22 protein-coding genes and 1 pseudogene are annotated in these 18,796 nt (G+C 62.5%); 12 read left to right on the top strand and 11 right to left on the bottom strand.

The window, feature by feature from the left end; genetic code table 11:
- Positions 1-178: 178 nt before the first annotated feature.
- Genes AC07ZH_RS13960 through nrtS form a run of 3 tightly spaced genes read right to left on the bottom strand, consistent with a single transcriptional unit; the run spans position 179 to position 1,265 of the window.
- Positions 179-415 (bottom strand): zf-HC2 domain-containing protein, encoded by a 237-nt coding sequence (locus tag AC07ZH_RS13960; protein ID WP_495200242.1) that lies wholly within the window; start codon positions 413-415, stop codon positions 179-181.
- Positions 409-1,044, bottom strand: coding sequence for a sigma-70 family RNA polymerase sigma factor (locus AC07ZH_RS13955; RefSeq protein ID WP_495200241.1), 636 nt, complete (start codon positions 1,042-1,044; stop codon positions 409-411). The genes AC07ZH_RS13960 and AC07ZH_RS13955 overlap by 7 nt, the downstream gene beginning before the upstream one ends.
- Entirely contained in the window at positions 1,041-1,265 is a 225-nt protein-coding gene (nrtS, locus tag AC07ZH_RS13950) for a nitrate/nitrite transporter NrtS (protein ID WP_495200240.1), read from the bottom strand. The genes AC07ZH_RS13955 and nrtS overlap by 4 nt, the downstream gene beginning before the upstream one ends.
- A gap of 369 nt (positions 1,266-1,634) precedes the next feature.
- Here nrtS and AC07ZH_RS13945 point away from each other — a divergent pair, with 369 nt between their 5' ends.
- The 5 genes from AC07ZH_RS13945 to AC07ZH_RS13925 all read left to right on the top strand — a co-directional run bounded on the left by AC07ZH_RS13945 (position 1,635) and on the right by AC07ZH_RS13925 (position 5,137).
- Positions 1,635-1,955: a BufA1 family periplasmic bufferin-type metallophore gene (locus AC07ZH_RS13945; RefSeq protein WP_495200239.1), complete on the top strand. Its 321-nt coding sequence runs from the start codon at positions 1,635-1,637 to the stop codon at positions 1,953-1,955.
- Between the two features lie 38 nt (positions 1,956-1,993).
- Positions 1,994-2,968 (top strand): MNIO family bufferin maturase, encoded by a 975-nt coding sequence (bufB, locus tag AC07ZH_RS13940; protein WP_495200238.1) that lies wholly within the window; start codon positions 1,994-1,996, stop codon positions 2,966-2,968.
- Entirely contained in the window at positions 2,965-3,735 is a 771-nt protein-coding gene (locus AC07ZH_RS13935) for an HvfC/BufC N-terminal domain-containing protein (RefSeq protein ID WP_495200237.1), read from the top strand. The genes bufB and AC07ZH_RS13935 overlap by 4 nt, the downstream gene beginning before the upstream one ends.
- Before the next feature lie 132 nt (positions 3,736-3,867).
- Positions 3,868-4,314, top strand: coding sequence for a DoxX family protein (locus AC07ZH_RS13930; protein WP_495200299.1), 447 nt, complete (start codon positions 3,868-3,870; stop codon positions 4,312-4,314).
- 34 nt (positions 4,315-4,348) lie between these two features.
- Positions 4,349-5,137, top strand: a complete 789-nt coding sequence (locus tag AC07ZH_RS13925) for a YiiX/YebB-like N1pC/P60 family cysteine hydrolase (protein WP_495200236.1) — start codon at positions 4,349-4,351, stop codon at positions 5,135-5,137.
- 124 nt (positions 5,138-5,261) lie between these two features.
- On the opposite strand, the gene AC07ZH_RS13920 is transcribed toward AC07ZH_RS13925, so the two are convergent.
- A complete protein-coding gene (locus AC07ZH_RS13920; RefSeq protein WP_495200235.1) occupies positions 5,262-5,957 on the bottom strand; it encodes a TVP38/TMEM64 family protein in 696 nt (231 codons plus the stop codon).
- A gap of 158 nt (positions 5,958-6,115) precedes the next feature.
- Here AC07ZH_RS13920 and AC07ZH_RS13915 point away from each other — a divergent pair.
- Positions 6,116-6,307, top strand: a pseudogene (locus AC07ZH_RS13915) (IS256 family transposase); the annotation flags it as partial.
- Positions 6,308-6,682: 375 nt separating this feature from the next.
- On the top strand, positions 6,683-7,549 hold the full coding sequence (gene mtnP, locus AC07ZH_RS13910) for an S-methyl-5'-thioadenosine phosphorylase (RefSeq protein ID WP_495200234.1): 867 nt from the start codon (positions 6,683-6,685) through the stop codon (positions 7,547-7,549).
- 75 nt (positions 7,550-7,624) lie between these two features.
- Here mtnP and AC07ZH_RS13905 read toward each other — a convergent pair whose 3' ends face one another.
- On the bottom strand, positions 7,625-7,975 hold the full coding sequence (locus AC07ZH_RS13905) for an ArsR/SmtB family transcription factor (RefSeq protein ID WP_495200233.1): 351 nt from the start codon (positions 7,973-7,975) through the stop codon (positions 7,625-7,627).
- A gap of 134 nt (positions 7,976-8,109) precedes the next feature.
- On the opposite strand from AC07ZH_RS13905, the gene AC07ZH_RS13900 reads away from it, so the two are divergent.
- Genes AC07ZH_RS13900 through AC07ZH_RS13885 form a run of 4 tightly spaced genes read left to right on the top strand, consistent with a single transcriptional unit; the run spans position 8,110 to position 9,353 of the window.
- Complete coding sequence (locus AC07ZH_RS13900; RefSeq protein WP_495200232.1) at positions 8,110-8,319, top strand: YgaP family membrane protein; 210 nt, start codon at positions 8,110-8,112, stop codon at positions 8,317-8,319.
- Between the two features lie 15 nt (positions 8,320-8,334).
- Complete coding sequence (locus AC07ZH_RS13895; protein ID WP_495200231.1) at positions 8,335-8,634, top strand: rhodanese-like domain-containing protein; 300 nt, start codon at positions 8,335-8,337, stop codon at positions 8,632-8,634.
- Between the two features lie 33 nt (positions 8,635-8,667).
- Positions 8,668-9,114 (top strand): OsmC family protein, encoded by a 447-nt coding sequence (locus AC07ZH_RS13890; RefSeq protein ID WP_495200230.1) that lies wholly within the window; start codon positions 8,668-8,670, stop codon positions 9,112-9,114.
- 44 nt (positions 9,115-9,158) lie between these two features.
- The gene (locus AC07ZH_RS13885; protein ID WP_495200229.1) at positions 9,159-9,353 is read left to right on the top strand and encodes a YgaP family membrane protein; all 195 of its coding nucleotides are present in this window, start codon (positions 9,159-9,161) and stop codon (positions 9,351-9,353) included.
- Positions 9,354-9,458: 105 nt separating this feature from the next.
- Here the strand turns inward: AC07ZH_RS13885 and AC07ZH_RS13880 are convergent, their stop codons facing one another.
- The 6 genes from AC07ZH_RS13880 to scpA all read right to left on the bottom strand — a co-directional run bounded on the left by AC07ZH_RS13880 (position 9,459) and on the right by scpA (position 18,014).
- Positions 9,459-9,929 (bottom strand): VOC family protein, encoded by a 471-nt coding sequence (locus tag AC07ZH_RS13880; protein ID WP_495200228.1) that lies wholly within the window; start codon positions 9,927-9,929, stop codon positions 9,459-9,461.
- The gene (gene bioB / locus AC07ZH_RS13875; protein WP_495200298.1) at positions 9,926-11,023 is read right to left on the bottom strand and encodes a biotin synthase BioB; all 1,098 of its coding nucleotides are present in this window, start codon (positions 11,021-11,023) and stop codon (positions 9,926-9,928) included. Before bioB ends, AC07ZH_RS13880 begins: the two co-directional genes overlap by 4 nt.
- Positions 11,024-11,046: 23 nt before the next feature.
- Positions 11,047-13,095: an acetyl-CoA carboxylase biotin carboxylase subunit gene (locus tag AC07ZH_RS13870; protein WP_495200227.1), complete on the bottom strand. Its 2,049-nt coding sequence runs from the start codon at positions 13,093-13,095 to the stop codon at positions 11,047-11,049.
- Between the two features lie 155 nt (positions 13,096-13,250).
- Positions 13,251-14,783 (bottom strand): acyl-CoA carboxylase subunit beta, encoded by a 1,533-nt coding sequence (locus tag AC07ZH_RS13865; RefSeq protein ID WP_495200226.1) that lies wholly within the window; start codon positions 14,781-14,783, stop codon positions 13,251-13,253.
- Between the two features lie 40 nt (positions 14,784-14,823).
- The gene (meaB, locus tag AC07ZH_RS13860; RefSeq protein WP_119107612.1) at positions 14,824-15,852 is read right to left on the bottom strand and encodes a methylmalonyl Co-A mutase-associated GTPase MeaB; all 1,029 of its coding nucleotides are present in this window, start codon (positions 15,850-15,852) and stop codon (positions 14,824-14,826) included.
- On the bottom strand, positions 15,849-18,014 hold the full coding sequence (gene scpA / locus AC07ZH_RS13855) for a methylmalonyl-CoA mutase (protein WP_495200225.1): 2,166 nt from the start codon (positions 18,012-18,014) through the stop codon (positions 15,849-15,851). Before scpA ends, meaB begins: the two co-directional genes overlap by 4 nt.
- Before the next feature lie 133 nt (positions 18,015-18,147).
- Here scpA and AC07ZH_RS13850 point away from each other — a divergent pair, with 133 nt between their 5' ends.
- Entirely contained in the window at positions 18,148-18,783 is a 636-nt protein-coding gene (locus AC07ZH_RS13850) for a GntR family transcriptional regulator (protein ID WP_119108502.1), read from the top strand.
- Positions 18,784-18,796 lie beyond the last annotated feature (13 nt).

Below are 18,796 nucleotides of genomic sequence, written 5' to 3'. Positions count from 1 at the left end.
CAGCGCTCGCCCTTGCTCGCTCACTTGATAAGGAAAGCAGGCAAATCAAACTGCGAGACGCGCGACCAATCTGTAGATGGGCATCAGGGCAAGCCCCTGAGCAGCGCACGCGCAGCCTACAGATCGTCCGTCAGGATATGGCGCATACCAGCATCGTCCGGAAGCGATCTGAATAAACTTATGGGACGCTCCCATCTTGGGGTTGGTCGAGCGCCGGGTTGGGTTGATCGACAACCTCGTCCAGTCGCTCCGCATAGGCACGCATGGCTTTCCTCAGGAAAGGCACTTGCAGACTGAAATTCTTGCACCCATCGCACATCATCAGGTGCAGGTTGAGCGAGAGCTTCTCGGTGACCGATAGGTTGCGCTCCTGGGATTCAGACACCAGGCGGGTGACTTCATGGCAATTCAGCATGCTGCATCTCCCCCAACGAACCAGCGGTTCTCCAGGCACTCTCGAAGGCGCAGCCGCGACCGGTGGAGCATTACGTTCAAGTTGGTCGAGGTAATACCCGCCTCGGCGCAGATTTCGTGCGAATCAAGTCCCACGTACTCACGCATCATGAAAACACGGGCCTGCTGACCAGGCAAGCCCTCCAGGCAAACCTCGAATACCTTCCAGAATTGCTTGTCCTGCAAAGTCTCGGTCGGATTGCCCCAGGTAGCGGGGCGTTCATCGGGTTCCCACATGCCGCGAGCATTGAAGAGCTCGGTGAAATCTGCCTCTTCGTCGGCGTCTCCCATGGCGTGCTGGGTGGATACATGCCGCTGCCGCTGCCGCTGCCGAAGGATGTCGGTGACCTTGTGCTTGAGAATGGCGAACACCCAGGTCTTGAGGCTGGCCTTGCCGGCAAATGCGGCAGCGTTTTTGAAGGCCCCCATCAGGGCTTCCTGCACGGCGTCTTCAGCCTGATGCCTATCACCCAACTGCAGGGTCGCGAACTTGACCATTTTTCCCCGCAACGCAGTGAGCTCAGCGGGATCAACTTCCGGTTGCGAAGACGTTTCAGCCGTCGCAGCCCGCGTTGTTGCATCGGGCTTCATGGTGCCGGCCTGTTCGACAGCTGGTTGCGCGCAGCGCTGTAGCTGGAGACGGCGTACGGCACCAGAAAGTTCAGCACGACGTGGCGCCAGGAGACCTGTGCGCCGGAAAACAAGGCCTCTCCCTGGTTGATCAGGTTGAGCAAACAGCCGACCACCAGCGAAACGCGCACTGCGTTCACGATGATCAGCCGGGAAAACACGGCACTGAGAAACCCTTGCATGAACAGCTCCGAAAAAAAGGTGCGGCGAAATGCTGCGCGAGACCCCTGAGTCCCTCGCAACGATTCTCGCGCATAAAGCAAGGGGCATAGGACCTGCGGCCAACGACGCCCATCCGAGGATGTCCAAACCCATATGCAAACTCCGTGTGTACTGAACCGCTTGGTCGTTGACCAACGGTCATTCCTTACAGGACGCTCTTCCGGGTGAGCGATACCCACCCGCAGCGTGCCGGTGTTCATGCCTAGTTGGTCAAGAGTGGAAGCCTTGGGTGTAAGGATCCGCCAACGGTGGCGACTACATCCATGCAAGCCCACATTGTTGGCGAGCACGCTTCAACTCTCAATCCCTTCCGACATCTGGAGACCACCATGAGCCAAACCATGACCCGCCGCAACGCCGCCCGTATCGCATCGGGCACCGCCCTCGCTTTCGCCATGGGCGCCGCCCTGACGCTGGCCGCCAGTCCCGCTGCCGCCCAAAGTGCCGACAAGGAAAAATGCTTCGGCGTTGCCCTCAAAGGCAAGAACGATTGCAAAGCAGGCGCTGGCACCACCTGCGCAGGCACCTCCAAGGTGGACTACCAAGGCAACGCCTGGTCGCTGGTGCCCAAAGGCACCTGCGAGAAGACCGCATCGCCCAAGTCGCCAACAGGCTTCGGTCAAATGGCGGAATTCAAGGAGAAGGCCTGATTTCAACGGGGCGTACGACCTACGACGGAGACAACACCATGAGCCAAACCACCGCTTTGGGGCCTGTCACGCCCACGGTCACCGCCCAGACCAGCTCGCCCGTACGTTGGCCACTGCCACAACGGGCCGGGCTCGGCCTCAAACCCGAACACTTTGCCCATGTTCAAGCGTTTCAGCCTGACGTGGGATTTTTTGAAGTGCATGCAGAAAACTACCTCGTGGCTGGTGGCCCCATGCACCACCACCTGACCCGCATCCGTGAGCAATATCCCTTGAGCATCCACGGCGTGGGTCTTTCCATCGGTGGTGAAGACCCGCTCGACACCGACCACCTGCGGGCCGTGGCCCAGTTGGTGGATCGTTACCAGCCCGCCGTCTTTTCCGAACACCTGGCTTGGTCCAGCCATGGCGGCGTTTTCCTCAACGACCTGCTGCCGCTGCCCTATAACCTGCCCACGCTCAGCCGCGTCTGCGACCACATTGATCAGGTCCAGAACTGCCTGCGCCGCGCCATGCTGCTGGAAAATCCGTCCACCTATGTGGCGTTCGCCAGTTCCACCTGGAGCGAGGGCGACTTCCTGCGCGAGGTGATCCACCGCACCGGCTGCGGCCTGCTGCTGGATGTAAACAACGTCTATGTGTCGAGCGTCAACCATGGGCGCGATCCCATGCGCAGCCTGTGTGAAATGCCCTGCCACGCCACCCAGGAAATTCACCTCGCGGGCTTTGCCGAAGACTCGGACGCCGCTGGCGACCGACTGTTGATTGACGCCCACGGTTCGCCCGTGGCCGAAGTCGTCTGGGCGCTGTACGACACCGCTCTGTCCCTGACCGGGCCACAGCCCACACTCATCGAACGCGACAACGACCTGCCCGATTTCAACACCATGCTGCAGGAAGCCCAACTGGCTGAGCAGCACCTGGGCTCGTTGAGTGGGTCAAACAGCCACGCCAACAAGCCTTGCCCGCGCACGCGTACCCGCTATGCGCCCGCAGCGGAGGCTGTCGAATGAGCACGCAACACACCTGGGCGCAGGCCTTGCTGGACCCGGCCCATGCCCTGCCCAAGGGCCTCGTCACCTGGAACCACAGCGACCCTGCACGGCGCCTCGCTGTCCACCGCAACAACGTGATGGTCTCGCTGGTGGACGCACTGGCCCACACCTTCCCCGTGACGCAGCAACTGGTGGGGGAAGAATTCTTCCGCGCCATGGCCCAATTTTTTGTGCGAGCCCACCCGCCCCGCACCCGCGTGCTCAGCCACTACGGCCACGAACTCCCCGGCTTCATTGCACAGTTCGCCCCCGCCGCTGGCTTGCCCTATTTGGCCGATGTGGCGCGGCTCGAATTCTTGCGCCTGCAGGCCTTGCATGCAGCCGACGCACAGGGCATGGACGCCCAATGCATCGCGGCTGTGATGCAGGACACCGACGCCCTGCCCTCGGTACGCTGGCGACTCGCCCCCAGCCTGCACCTGCTGCGTTCGCCGCATGCAGCCGTGTCTGTCTGGGCTGCGCACAAGGAAGGCAGCGGCATCGCGCTCGAGGATATCGATCTGCAGCAGGCCGAATCGGCACTCATTTTTCGCAGCGGATGGGACGTTTTTGTTTTGCAAATATTACCTGGCATGACCGAGCTGGTGAACCACCTTTTGAGCAAGGCCACGTTGGGCGAGGCCATCGAGCAAGCCTTTGTCGCTGAACCTGATTTCGACCTCTCACAAGCCCTGGCCGACCTGATACGCCACGGACTGCTGATCGACGTGCAACGTGCCCACTGAACCAGCAGACGGCCGCTATTACCCACAACAACCCAGGAGACCTACATGAACACCCTGACCACGCCCAAAGCTGGCGCTGAGACCGCCGGCATGATCCCCCGGCTGAGTGCACTGCTGCAAAAAATCTACCGCATGATGGGCCACCTGCCCAACACCATGCTGGCCTTCATCGCCCGATTCTCCATCGCTGCGGTGTTCTGGAAATCGGGTCAGACCAAGATCGAAGGTCTGGCCATCGACATCGTCAGCGGCAACTTCACACTGGGCATGCCCCACCTGTCGGACAACGCCATCTTTCTCTTCAAGGAGGAATACAAGTTGCCCTTCCTGCCGCCCGAACTCGGCGCCACCATGGCTGCGCTCGGTGAACACTTTTTTTCCATCTTCATTCTGTTGGGCCTGGCCACCCGGCTCTCGGCGCTGGGCCTGCTGGGCATGACGATGGTGATTCAGCTCTTTGTCTATCCCGGCGCTTACCCCACCCACGGCACCTGGGCCGCTGTGCTGCTCTACCTCATGGCGCACGGTCCCGGTAAGCTCTCGATCGATGCCTGGATCGCCCGCCGCCACGGCAGTTGAACCGGTTTGCTGGCTGGGGCACACGGAGCACATCATGGGAATGGTTACCGGCTGGTTCGGGTCCCGCCTGGCCCGCTATCTCTCCTCTGAGGTGCACCAGCACAGCAGCGCCCCACCAACCCGTGCCGAGCGCTTGCTGGCAACGCTGCAACCAGGCGATGTGCTGCTGGTGGAAGGCCACAGTCGCTTCAGCACCGCCATCAAATACCTCACCCAATCCACCTGGTCGCATGCTGCACTGTATGTAGGGGCAGAGGCCTTGGAGGCCAGCCATGTGCCGCCCGGACATTGCTTCGTGGAGGCCGACGTCTCCGACGGCATCCGAAGCGTGCCGGCAACCCTGTTTGAGGGCTATCACACCCGCATCTGCCGACCCTCTGGCCTGAGCGCAGACGAGATCGCGCAGGTGATCGCCTATGCGGTCGCCCGCCTCGGTCACCAGTACGACCTTCGGAACGTGTGGGATCTGGCGCGTTATCTGTTTCCCACACCATCGGTACCGCTGCGGTTTCGGCGGCGCATGTTGTTGCTCGGCAGTGGCGATCCAACGCGTGCCATATGCTCCACCTTGATCGCGCAGGCGTTTCAGTCCATCAACTACCCCATTCTTCCCACTATTAACAGCACCAGCCTCGACCACCCCGACTGCCCCGCTTGCGTGCAAGAGATTCTTAAAGTGCGTCACCACAGCCTCTTTGCCCCGCGCGACTTCGACGTGTCGCCGTACTTCGCGGTGGTCAAGCCAACGCTGCAGGAGGGCTTTGATTTTCACGCCCTGCAATGGGACACAACCACTACACCATTGCATGCGCCGTCGGTCTGATCAGTGACGCAGCTTCTCGCACTCGAACAAGGGCCCAGGCACTCCCGATGATCTCCTGGTGACTTCTCTTGGTTGCTCCCGACGCAAGCGCCGGCAGTGGTACGCAGTGATCTATGAGGTCCACCTACTTCTTGCCGTCGTTTGCCCTTGAGCGACGCCATAGGATTAATGCGCACAGTGCCGCCAGCATGACAAACAACCACCAGATCCAATGTGAAGTTGTCATGTTCAGCACACTGGCACCAAAAACATTGAGCAGAATTGTCAGTGGGAGGATGCCCAGGCCCGTCGCCCAGATGTAGGTCCACCATGAGATGTGGGTCATCGCAGCAGCGTAATTCAGTAAATTGAAGGCAACGACGGGAATAAGGCGGCCTATGAGCAGTGCAATACCGCCCTGCCGAGACGACCAGTCGGATAGTCGGTGCAATTGACTCTCAGAGAACATGCGGTCGACAAATGGCCGACCCAGCAGACGCACCAGTCCAAATGTGCTGATGGCCCCGAGCATGGCACCAACCCAGGTGATGACCGCCCCCCAGAATGGTCCAAACACCATACCGTTGGCCAGCGCGATGATCTCGGAGGGGAACGGAAGAAACGAGTGCAAAACCATCAGAACGATCGAACCCAATGCAGCCCACGGCCCCCAGGCACGTATTTGCGCAACGACACCCTCCATCGTCTTATCGCCACCCATGCCTAACTTGATCGGCCAGAGCCACCAGACGATGCCCCCCAAAGCAAGCAGCGCAATCGCAGCGATAGCCAGAATCGAACTATTCGGGCGACCTGCCGGTTTTGACGAATCGATGCTCATGAGGCCGCACCACTGTGCAACGAGAAGGTCAATGAACAGGTCACATTGCCGGTGGTGAGGCAATATTGCCGAACCTGGCTGCTGGTCAGCGCTGCCTCGATACGCGAGCCTGTCCGAACGTTTGTGTGTGAGGCATGGCATGTCAACAAGGCGCATGAATGCCAAGCAAGACAAAGTCTACCGCTATGGCGGACACGCTGCACTTTCCAGCCCAGTTGCTTGAACAACGCATTCCTGGGCCGGTGACACCAGCACAGCTCAAGAGCATCTTCCAGCAGTTCATAAAGTCCGTTCTTGAGCGTGCCCTGGGTGCCGAGATGAGCCATCACCTGGGTTACGCACCCGGCCGGACAGCGCTCTGCTCTTGGCCGCGCAGCTTGGGCGTGGCCTGGAAGTAAACCGCGTTGAGCCACCACCAAATGCACCAACCGCGCGCCAGCGCGCTCCGCCCAGTATGCGAGGTCAATGCGCCAGTCTTCCTCACGGTAGTGTCCGGCCATCCATCCCGGCAGCATGCCGGAGTAATACGGGTAGCGGTCGGGCATGACCAGCACCAATTCGATATCTTCGGCGCGGTCATTGTCGAACGCTTCCAGCACCAACAGGTGTGCATGGTCGCCACTGGCAGGCACGAGCCGTTTCATGGCTCAGCACGCATCATCTGGGATGATGGCGCGCTCGAACCCCGGCTAATATGCGGCCGGGCAACAACAGGAAAGGTAACTATGGACAAGGCATTGGTCGCAGTAGTGGGCGGGAGCGGGCTGTACCAGATGGATGCACTGGAGGGTGTGCAGGAGCTCAGCATCGACACGCCCTACGGAAAACCGTCGGACGCCATCATGACAGGCCGCGTCGGCGGCGTGGCGGTGGCCTTTCTGGCGCGCCATGGGCGGGGGCATCGCCTCATTCCTTCGGAGATTCCCTACCGTGCCAACGTCTATGCGCTGAAATCTCTGGGCGTGCGTTACCTGATTTCGCTTTCTGCCGTGGGGTCGCTACGGCAGGATCTGCGCCCGCTCGACATGGTGCTGCCCGACCAATTCATTGACCTCACCCGCAGGCGCGACGCCACTTTTTTTGGCGACGGTGCGGTGGCGCATGTCTCGATGGCGCAGCCGGTCTGCGCGCAACTGGCCGATGTGCTGGCCCGCGCGGTGTCGGCAGCCGGGCTGCCGCAGGAGCAGCGGCTGCACCGCGGCGGCACCTACGTCTGTATCGAAGGGCCACAGTTTTCCACCATGGCCGAATCGCACTGGTACCGTGGCATGGGCGCGAACGTGATCGGCATGACCAATATGCCCGAGGCCAAACTGGCGCGCGAGGCGCAAATGGCCTATGCCAGCCTGGCCATGGTCACCGACTACGACTGCTGGAACCCGCGCGAGCCGCATGTCACGTCCGATTTCGCCATTGCCAATCTGTTGCAGAACGCCGGCCGCGCCCAGCACATTGCGCGCGCCGCCGTGCGCCTACTGGGTGCCGAGCGCCCGGTGTCCGATGCCCATACCGCCCTGGCAACGGCGTTGGTCAGCCGGCCCGAGCACTTGCAGGGTGCGGTGCGCGAGCGCGTGCAAACCTTGCTGGGCTGACAGCGGGAGCGGTGAAACGGTGCTGCCCTGCCCGTTTCGCCCATCCACCGCATCTGCGCCGCCTTTGCGCCGCTTTTATGCCGTGCCGTCGCCGCGCGTGAAGATCGCCTGCTGGTTTTTCACTGAGCGCTCGTACTGGCGCGCAATGCTGTCGCAGACCAGATCACACAAGGCATACACCGAGGGGTCGGCGATGCGGTAGTACACGCTGGTGCCCCGGCTCTCGCGCGTCACGAAGCCCTGCTGGGTCATCAGGCTGAGGTGGCGCGAGACGTTGGCCGCCGTATAGCCGCACAGCTGGGCCAGCTCACCCACGTTGTGCTCGTCCTCCCGCAGCAGGTTCAGAATGCGCAAGCGCGTGGGCTCGGCCAGCGTCTGGAAGTACGACGCAACTTGTTGGAGGGCTTCGGGCGGCAGGTTTTTCATGGCGTGGCTTGGCTTGGATCAAGGGCTGGCGGCCAGACAAGTCACTCGGCCTTGGGTGCTGCCATAATACGGCAATTGACTATTTAGTTGTTTGGCTAAATAATCAGTTTCGTAACAAAACCTTGGAGTCCGTCATGAAATCCTGGCAAATCGTTCGCCTGCTTGCGGGCACTTTCATTCTTCTCTCTCTGGCGCTTGGCATCCCCGGCAGCCCGGTGTTTGTCAGCCAATGGTTCCTGGCGTTTACAGCCTTTGTGGGCGCCAACCTGCTGCAAAGTGCGCTCACGCACTGGTGCATGCTGGAGACCATTTTGCGCAAGCTGGGCGCACAGCCCGGCTGCTGAGTGAGCGTCTGCGCCATGCCTGCGTCACACGCACCCGCCCACCCTGAGCCGCTTTTGGTGGACGTGCGCTCGCGTCCTGAGTTCGAGTCCGGGCATGTCGATGGTGCGCTGCACCTGTCGCTTGAGCGCCTGGTCCAGGACGCGCCCGCAGTCTTGCCGGACAAGGACGCGTGCCTGCTGCTGTACTGTCTGTCGGGCGCACGGTCCGGGATGGCCTTGCAATGGCTGCGGCAAATGGGCTATACCCAGGCGGTCAATGGCGGCTCAGTGGGCGCCGTGGCACTGCAGACGGGACGGAGCATCCGCCGTCTCTGATGTCTCGAACATTCCAACGAAAAAGGCTTGGGCATGAGTGAAAACACGGTTCAGATCACCCTGCGGCAGCAGAAGGACTACCAATTCGATGTGGATTTTGGTGGCGGCATTCCGGTGCTGGCTGCGGACGAGCCGGCGCCTCTGGGCAGCGGGCAAGGGCCATCGCCCGTTCAGTTGCTGGCCGCGGCGGTGGGCAACTGCCTGTCGGATTCCTTGTTGTTTGCCCTGCGCAAGTTCAAGCAGGCACCCGAGCCGATTGGGTGCACGGTGACGGCCGAAGTCGGCCGCAACGACCAGAACCGCCTGCGCGTGCTGAAGATGACGGCCGTATTGCGGCTGGGCGTTGCCGCCGCGTCGCTGCAGTACCTGGACCGGGTGCTGGACCAATTTGAAGCCTATTGCACCGTGACGCAAAGCGTGGGCCTGGGCATTGCAATCGAGTTGCAGGTGATCGACGCCGAAGGCGTGCGCCTGAAGTGAATGAGCCCCCATCTCGGGGGCCCTGTCAACGAAAGGAAAACGAAATGTCGCTCAATGTAGGAAGCTGGGATCGCGTGCTGCGCGTGGTGGTGGGCCTGGTGCTGATCGCCCTGGCCGCCACAGGCACGGTGGGGCTGTGGGGCTGGATCGGCGTGGTGCCCGTGGCCACGGGGCTGTTTGGCTTCTGCCCGGCGTATGCGCTGCTGGGCATCAAGACCTGCCCGATGAAGAAAAGCTGAAAAACTTTAGATGAAAATAACCGCTAGGGCTTATGCAGTAAGCGCTAGCAGCTATATTTTCGATAGTATTTTGGCCGTCTGGGCGGGCAGTGCAGTCAGGCAGCGTCAGCCCAGGGCGGCGATCACGTCCGCCGGCGCCTGCACCAGCTCAATCAGCACGCCCTCCCCGGCGATCGGGAATTCGTCGTTCGACTTGGGGTGCAAAAAGCAGATGTCGTAGCCCGCCGCGCCTTTGCGCACGCCCCCAGGCGCGAAACGCACGCCTTGCGCCGCAAGCCAGTCCACGGCCTTGGGCAGGTCGTCGATCCACAGGCCCACATGGTTGAGCGGCGTGGTGTGGACGGCGGGTTTCTTCTCGGGGTCCAGCGGCTGCATCAAATCGACTTCAACGCGCGTGGCGCCCCGGCCCATGGTGCAAATGTCTTCGTCCACGTTCTCGCGGTCGCTTTTGAAGGTGGCGGTCATCTCCAGGCCCAGCATGTCGATCCAGAGCGTTTGCAGGCGCGTCTTGTCGGCGCCGCCAATGGCGATTTGCTGGATGCCCAGAACTTTGAACGGGCGTGGTGTGGTGGTCATGCGATGGCTCCTGTATCTGCAGTGGCTACTGCGGTGATTTCGGTGGTGTCGTCGGCATCGCTGGCGCAGGTGCAGCCGCAGCCGCATCCGCCAGTGCTTGCGGCTGCCGCTGGCTGGTCCGCCGCAGCCTGCGCGCGCAGGCCCAGCTTGGCGAGCAACTGCAGGTCGGCGCTGGTATCGGGGTTGCCGGTGATCAGCAGCTTGTCGCCATAAAAGATCGAATTGGCGCCAGCCAGAAAGCACAGGGCCTGCACGGCCTCGCCGAGCTGCTGGCGGCCGGCCGAGAGGCGCACCCGCGCCTTGGGCATGGTGATGCGTGCCACGGCAATGACGCGCACGAAATCAAGCGGGTCCACCGGCTCGCTGTCGGCCAATGGCGTGCCCGGCACCCGCACCAGGCTGTTGATGGGCACGGATTCCGGGTAGGGGTTGAGGTTGGCCAGCTGGGCAATCAGCCCGGCGCGGTGCACCGGGGCTTCGCCCATGCCGATGATGCCGCCGCAGCACACCTTGACGCCGGCAGCGCGCACATGGTCCAGTGTGTCCAGGCGGTCCTGGTAGGCGCGCGTGCTGACCACGTCCTGGTAGTACTCGGGGGCGGTGTCGAGGTTGTGGTTGTAGTAGTCGAGCCCCGCCTGCTTGAGCGTTTGCGCCTGGTGCGCTTCGAGCATGCCCAGCGTGGCGCAGGTTTCCAGCCCCAGCCCCTTCACTGCAGCGACGAGTTCGGCCATTTTCTCGATGTCGCGGTCTTTGGGCGCACGCCAGGCCGCGCCCATGCAAAAGCGCGTGGCGCCGGCGTCCTGCGCCGCCCGCGCCGCCTGCAGCACCTCGTCCACGCCCAGCATTTTCTGGGCCTTCACACCGGTGTCAAATTCGGCCGACTGGGGGCAGTAACCGCAGTTTTCAGGGCAGCCGCCCGTTTTGACCGACAGCAGCGTGGCCAGTTCGATGTTGCCTGCCGGCCAGTGCGCACGGTGCACGCTTTGCGCCTCGAACAGCAGATCCAGCAGCGGGCGCTCCAGCAGCGCCTGCACCGCCGCGACGGGCCAGGGGCCGGTCGCGGTGCGCGGCGCGGCGGGCCGGTGCAGTTCCATGGTGTGTGGCTGCGCGCGCTCCGTCACACGAACTCCAGAATCACCTGGTCAACGCTCAGCGATTCGCCCTTGCCCGCCACCAGTTTGCCCACCACGCCATCTTGCGTAGCCAACAGCACGTTTTCCATCTTCATGGCTTCGATCACGGCGAGCTTTTCGCCGGCCTGCACCTTCTGGCCCTCTTGCACCGCGACATGCACCAGCAAACCGGGCATGGGCGAGAGCAGGAACTTGGAGAGGTCCGGCGGTGCCTTGTACGGCATCAGCGCATGCAGGCGCGCACCCAGCGGCGAGAGCACCAGCGCTTCAATCTGCGTGCCGTTGTGCGCAATGCGCAGCGCCAGTGGGTTCTTGCCGGCACCGCGCTCGACCTGGGCGGTGAAGCCCTGGCCGTTGCAACTGCCTTGCACGCGGATTTGACCCAGCGTGGCAGTACTCTCGATTTTGTAGCTGTTAGCGCCCACCTGTACTGCGCTGGAGCCCGATTTATCTTCAAAATCTGTGACTGCCACAGGGTATTGCTGGTGCTGGCCCTCGGCGCCCAGCACCACGACCACAAAGGCTTCACCCACCTTGACTTCGTGTCCGGCCAACTGGCCGCTGATACCCGTCGCCCGTGCACGGTAGCGCCGGTGCATGAAGGCAGCCAGGGCCACGAGGAACAAAGGGTCCTGGTGCGGCACGTCTTCGGCGACGAAACCGTGGGCGTAGTTCTCGGCGATGAAGCCGGTGTTGAAGTCCCCCGAGACGAACCTGGGGTGTGCCAACAGCGCGGACTGGAAGGGAATGTTGCTGCTGATGCCGCGGATGACAAAGCCATTGAGCGCCGCGCGCATCTTGGCGATGGCGTCGTTGCGGTCCGTGCCGTGGACGATGAGCTTGGCGATCATCGAGTCGTAGTACATGGGGATTTCGCCGCCCTCGTACACGCCGGTGTCCACGCGCACGCCGTACTTCTTCTCTGGCTCGGCCTGGAACATGGTTTCCTCTGGCGGCTGGAAGCGCACCAGCCGGCCGGTGGACGGCAGAAAGCTGCGGAACGGGTCTTCGGCGTTGATGCGGCATTCCAAGGCCCAGCCGTCGCGCTTGACATCCTGCTGCTTGAGCGGCAGCGGCTCGCCGGCGGCGACGCGGATCATCAGCTCGACCAGATCGAGGCCCGTGATGCATTCGGTCACCGGGTGCTCGACCTGCAGGCGGGTGTTCATCTCCAGGAAGTAGAAGTCCTGGTCCTTGCCGACGACGAATTCCACCGTGCCTGCGCTCTGGTACTTCACCGCCTTGGCCAACTGCACGGCCTGCTCGCCCATGGCCTTGCGCGTGGCCTCGCTGATGAAGGGGCTGGGCGCCTCTTCGATCACCTTCTGGTGGCGGCGCTGAATGGAGCACTCGCGCTCGTTCAAATAAATCACGTTGCCTTGGCTGTCGCCCACCACCTGAATCTCGATGTGGCGTGGCTCCTGCACGAACTTCTCGATGAAGATGCGGTCGTCGCCAAAGCTGTTGCGGGCTTCGTTCTGGCAGGCAGTGAAGCCCTCGAACGCTTCCTTGTCGTTGTAGGCCACGCGCAGGCCCTTGCCGCCGCCGCCGGCCGAGGCCTTGATCATCACCGGGTAGCCGATGCCCTTGGCAATCTCCACGGCTTGCTCGGCGCCTGCGATGGCGTCGTTGTAGCCGGGAATGGTGCTGACCTTGGCTTCCAGGGCCAGCTTCTTGGAGGCAATCTTGTCGCCCATGGCGGCAATCGAATGCGCCTTAGGGCCAATAAAGGCAATGCCCTCTTCTTCGCAGCGCCGGGCAAAGGCCTCGTTCTCGGACAGAAAGCCGTAGCCAGGGTGCACGGCCTGCGCGCCGGTCTGCTTGCAGGCCTCGATGATCTTTTCGGCCAGCAGGTACGACTCACGCGAAGGCGCCGGGCCCAGGCGCACGGCCTCGTCGGCCAGCTTGACGTGGCGCGCTTCCTTGTCGGCGTCGGAGTAGACGGCAACGGTGGCGATACCCATTTTCTTGGCGGTGGCGATGACTCTACATGCGATCTCGCCGCGGTTCGCAATCAGGATTTTGGTGAACATACTTTGTATCTTTCCAAGGGCTCTTACCCGAAACGTATTAGGTTAGGTGCTGACACAGCCCAGCGAAGCGGTTGGGGCCAGGCGCCGGACCGCAGGCAGTAGCAGCGCTACGACAAGGTCTGGCAACGACGCCCCAAGGGCTGTGGCAGTGCCGCTCAAAGGGGAATGTTGCCGTGCTTGCGCCATGGGTTCTCAAGCTTCTTGTCGCGCAGCATCACCAGCGAGCGGCAAATGCGCTTGCGCGTCTCGTGCGGCAGGATCACGTCGTCGATGAAGCCGCGTGCGCCGGCCACGAACGGGTTGGCAAAGCGCTCCTTGTATTCCGCCTCGCGGGCAGCGAGTTTGACCGGGTCGTTCTTGTCTTCACGGAAGATGATCTCGACGGCGCCCTTGGCGCCCATCACGGCAATCTCAGCGTTGGGCCAGGCCAGGTTGACGTCGCCGCGCAGGTGCTTGGAGCTCATCACGTCGTACGCACCGCCATAGGCCTTGCGCGTGATCACGGTGATCTTGGGCACGGTGCACTCGGCGTAAGCAAACAGCAGCTTGGCGCCGTGTTTGATGATGCCGCCGTACTCCTGCGATGTGCCGGGCATGAAGCCGGGCACGTCCACAAACGTGACCACCGGGATATTGAACGCATCGCAAAAGCGCACGAAGCGCGCGGCCTTGATGCTGCTCTTGATGTCCAGGCACCCGGCCAGCACCAGCGGCTGGTTGGCGACGATGCCGACGGTCTGGCCTTCCATGCGGGCCAGGCCAATGACGATGTTCCTGGCGTAGTCGGGCTGCAGCTCGAAGAAATCGCCGTCGTCCACCGTCTTGACGATGAGTTCCTTCATGTCGTAGGGCTGGTTGGCGTTGGCCGGCACCAGGGTGTCGAGCGACAGGTCGGCGCGGTCGGCCGGGTCGTTGCTGGGGCGCACCGGCGCTTTTTCGCGGTTGTTGAGCGGCAGGTAGTTGTACAGGCGCCGCAGCATCATCAGCGCCTCGACGTCGCTCTCGAACGCCATGTCGGCCACGCCGCTCTTGGTGGTGTGGGTAATGGCGCCGCCCAACTCCTCAGCGGTCACGCTCTCGTGCGTCACGGTCTTGACCACGTCGGGGCCGGTGACGAACATGTAGCTGCTGTCCTTGACCATGAAGATGAAGTCGGTCATGGCCGGCGAATACACGGCGCCGCCGGCGCAGGGGCCCATGATCATGCTGATCTGCGGCACCACGCCACTGGCCATCACGTTGCGCTGGAACACGTCGGCATAGCCGCCCAGGCTGGCCACGCCTTCCTGGATGCGCGCACCACCCGAGTCGTTCAGTCCGATCACCGGGGCGCCGACCTTCATGGCCTGGTCCATGACCTTGCAGATTTTCTCGGCATGGGTCTCAGACAAGGCGCCGCCGAACACCGTGAAGTCCTGGCTGAACACGAACACCAGGCGGCCATTGATCATGCCGTAGCCCGTCACCACGCCGTCGCCGGGAATTTTCTGGCCTTCCATGCCGAAGTCCGTGCAGCGGTGCTCGACGAACATGTCCCATTCTTCAAAAGTGCCATCGTCGAGCAGCAATTCGATGCGTTCGCGCGCGGTGAGCTTGCCCTTCTTGTGCTGCGAGTCGATGCGCTTTTGCCCGCCACCCAGTCGCGCCAGCGCACGCTTTTTTTCCAGTTGATCGAGGATGTCTTGCATGGTCGTCCTTTGAGTGAGCCTGTGTGGTTTGATTTGCTATCTATTCAATAGCTGACAGCGCTTGTCCTGATTGCGCTGAAAGCAGATTTCTTGCTGCAGTGGAGGCCGCGATGCGCCCCGCCGCCACATCCCGCTGCAGGGCGGGCAGCAGGTGTTTGACCTGCGGGTGCGCACGAAACGCCTGCTTGAGCCCGGCGTCAATGCGCTCCCACATCCAGGCCAGGGCCTGCTTTTCGCGCCGCGTGGCCAGGCGGCCGTTGGCGGTTTGCAATTGGCGGTACTGCGTGACGGCATTCCAGAAACTATCGATACCCTGCCCCAGCAGCGCGCTGATCTGCAGCACCTTGGGGTGCCAGCGCGTGGTGTCGTGCGAGGCGTTGTCGGGGTTGCCGTGCTGGCTGAGGATGCGCAGGCTCGATGTGATTTGCGCATCGGCCCGCATGGCGGCATGGGGGTCTAGGTCGGCCTTGTTGATGACCACCAGGTCGGCGATCTCCATCACGCCCTTCTTGATGGCCTGCAGGTCGTCGCCAGCGTTGGGCAGTTGCAGCAGCACGAACATGTCCGTCATGCTGGCGGCGGCCGTCTCGGACTGGCCCACGCCCACCGTCTCGACGATCACCACGTCGTAGCCTGCGGCCTCGCAGACCAGCATGGCTTCGCGCGTTTTCTCCGCGACGCCGCCCAGGGTGCCGCTGCTGGGGCTGGGGCGGATGTAGGCCGATTCGTTCACCGACAGGTGCTCCATGCGCGTCTTGTCGCCCAGGATGGAGCCGCCCGAGACGCTGCTGGATGGGTCGATGGTGAGCACCGCCACGCGGTGGCCCTGGGCAATGAGGTACAGGCCCAGCGCCTCGATGAAGGTGGACTTGCCGACGCCGGGCACGCCGCTGATCCCTAAGCGAAAGCTCTTGCCGGTGTGCGGCAGCAGTTGCGTGAGCAACGCATCGCCCTGCGCGCGGTGGTCGGCGCGGGTGGATTCGAGCAGGGTGATGGCCTTGGCCATGGCGCGGCGCTGCTGAGCGGCGCTGCCATGCAGGATGCCGTCGAGAATCGCCGCAGGGATCACGCCACTGCCTTGCGAATCTGCTCCAACACGTCCTTGGCGCTGGCCGGAATGGGGGTGCCGGGGCCATAGATGCCCTTGACGCCTGCTTCGTACAGAAAGTCGTAATCCTGCGCTGGAATCACGCCGCCGACAAACACCACGATGTCGTCTGCGCCCTGCGCCTTGAGCGAGGCGATGATGGCCGGCACCAGGGTCTTGTGGCCGGCTGCGAGCGTGCTCACACCCACGGCGTGCACGTCGTTTTCAATGGCCTGGCGGGCGCATTCCTCGGGCGTCTGGAACAGCGGGCCGATATCCACATCGAAACCCAGGTCGGCAAACGCCGTGGCCACCACCTTGGCGCCGCGGTCGTGGCCATCCTGGCCCAGTTTGGCGATCATCACGCGGGGGCGGCGGCCCTGTTCTTCGGCAAAGGCGTTGATCTCGCCCTTGAGGTGGTCCCAGCCTTCGGCCGAATCGTAAGCAGCAGCGTACACACCAGTCACCTTTTGCGTATCGGCGCGGTGGCGCCCGTAAATTTTTTCCAGCGCATCGCTCACCTCGCCCACGGTGGCGCGCAGGCGCATGGCCTTGATAGCCAGATCCAGCAAGTTGCCCTCGCCGCTTTCTGCTGCAGAAGTGAGAGCATCCAGCGCTTTCTGGACAAGCGCTTGGTCCCGTTTTGACCTGATATTTTTCAGCCGTTCAATCTGGCCGTCGCGCACCTTCATATTGTCGATCTGCAGGATGTCGACCGGGTCTTCCTTGGCGAGCTTGTATTTGTTGACGCCCACGATCACGTCCTTGCCGCTGTCGATGCGCGCCTGCTTCTCGGCGGCTGCGGCCTCGATCTTGAGCTTGGCCCAGCCGCTGTCCACGGCCTGGGTCATGCCGCCCATGGCTTCCACCTCTTCGATGATCTTCCAGGCGGCGTCCACCATGTCCTGGGTGAGCTTTTCCATCATGTAGCTGCCGGCCCAGGGGTCGACCACGTTGGTGATGTGCGTTTCTTCCTGGATGATGAGCTGCGTGTTGCGCGCGATGCGCGAGGAAAACTCGGTGGGCAGGGCAATGGCCTCGTCGAGCGCGTTGGTGTGCAGGCTCTGCGTGCCGCCAAACACAGCGGCCATGGCCTCGATGGTGGTGCGCACGATGTTGTTGTACGGGTCCTGCTCGGTCAGGCTCCAGCCGCTGGTCTGGCAATGCGTGCGCAGCATCAAGCTCTTGGGGTTCTTGGCGCCGGTCTCCTTCATGATGCGGCACCACAATAGACGGGCAGCGCGCATCTTGGCGACTTCGAGGTAGAAGTTCATGCCGATGGCCCAGAAGAACGACAGGCGCCCGGCGAACGCGTCGACGTCCAGGCCCGAGGCGATGGCGGTCTTCACGTATTCCTTGCCGTCGGCCAGCGTGAAGGCGAGTTCCAGCGCCTGGTTGGCCCCGGCTTCCTGCATGTGGTAGCCCGAGATCGAGATCGAGTTGAACTTGGGCATGTTCTTGGCCGTGTAGCCAATGATGTCGCCAATGATGCGCATCGAGGGCTTGGGCGGGTAGATGTAGGTGTTGCGCACCATGAACTCTTTCAGAATGTCGTTCTGAATGGTTCCGCTGAGCTGGTCCTGCGAGACGCCCTGCTCTTCCGCTGCCACCACGTAGCCCGCCAGCACGGGCAGTACGGCGCCGTTCATGGTCATGGAGACGCTCACCTTGTCGAGCGGAATCTGGTCGAACAGGATCTTCATGTCCTCGACCGAGTCAATCGCCACGCCGGCCTTGCCCACGTCGCCGGTTACGCGCGGATGGTCGCTGTCATAGCCCCGGTGCGTGGCCAGGTCGAACGCCACCGACACGCCCTGCCCGCCGGCGGCCAATGCCTTGCGATAGAAGGCGTTGGATTCTTCAGCAGTGGAAAACCCGGCGTACTGGCGAATGGTCCAGGGACGCACGGCGTACATGGTGGCCTGCGGGCCACGCAGGTAGGGCTCAAAACCGGGCAAGGTGTTGGCGTACGGCAGGCTGGCGGTGTCTTCGGCGGTGTACAGCGGCTTGACCGTGATGCCGTCAGGCGTCACCCAATTGAGGGCCGACACATCGCCCCCAGGCGCTGACTTGGCCGCCGCTTTGGCCCAGGCCTCCACGGATGCAGGGGCAAATTCGGGCGGCTGATTGGGTTGAGAACTCATAGCGAACAACTCTTTGAAAAATGGTCGTAGCGACCTGCTGCTGCGGCTGCAAACCGCCGACCTGAAACGCCGTGCAGTTTACATCATTTATAATTATTCATTCAAAATATTCTATCCAGCTTACAATCCGCCCATGTCCGCCATTACGCTCACCCCCCGCGCGCTCTACCAGGAGGTGGCAGAGGAACTGCGTCAGCGCATTTTTCGGCGCGAGCTTGAACCCGGTAGCTGGATCGACGAGCTGCGCATTGCCGAGGAGTTCGGTATCAGCCGCACCCCGCTGCGCGAAGCGCTGAAGGTGCTGGCCGCCGAGGGGCTGGTGACCATGAAGGTGCGGCGCGGCGCCTATGTCACCGAAATGTCGGAAAAAGACCTGCGCGATGTGTACCACCTGCTCAGCTTGCTGGAGAGCGATTCTGCCGGGGTGGTGGCAACGCTCGCCAAGCCAGAGGATCTGCGGGCTCTGCAGCAATTGCATGCCGAGCTGGAGACGGCCGTTGGCGAGCGTGACCGCTTTTTTGTCCTCAATGAGCAATTTCACATGCGCCTTCTGGAGTTATCTGGCAACCGCTGGCGCAGCCAGATGGTGGCTGACCTGCGCAAAGTGATGAAGCTCAACCGCCACAATTCCTTGCTCAAGCAGGGCCGCATTGAAGACTCGCTGAACGAGCACCGCGCCATCATGGCCGCCTTGTTGGCGCGCGACACCGCCGCGACGGTCAAGGCCATGCAAGAGCATTTTGCGCACGGCTTGGAAGCCGCCGCCTAACCGTTTTCCAGCG

The sequence above is a fragment of the Simplicispira sp. GW247-4R2A genome, from assembly GCF_059424465.1.
This window is presented reverse-complemented; position numbering and strand designations above follow the sequence as displayed.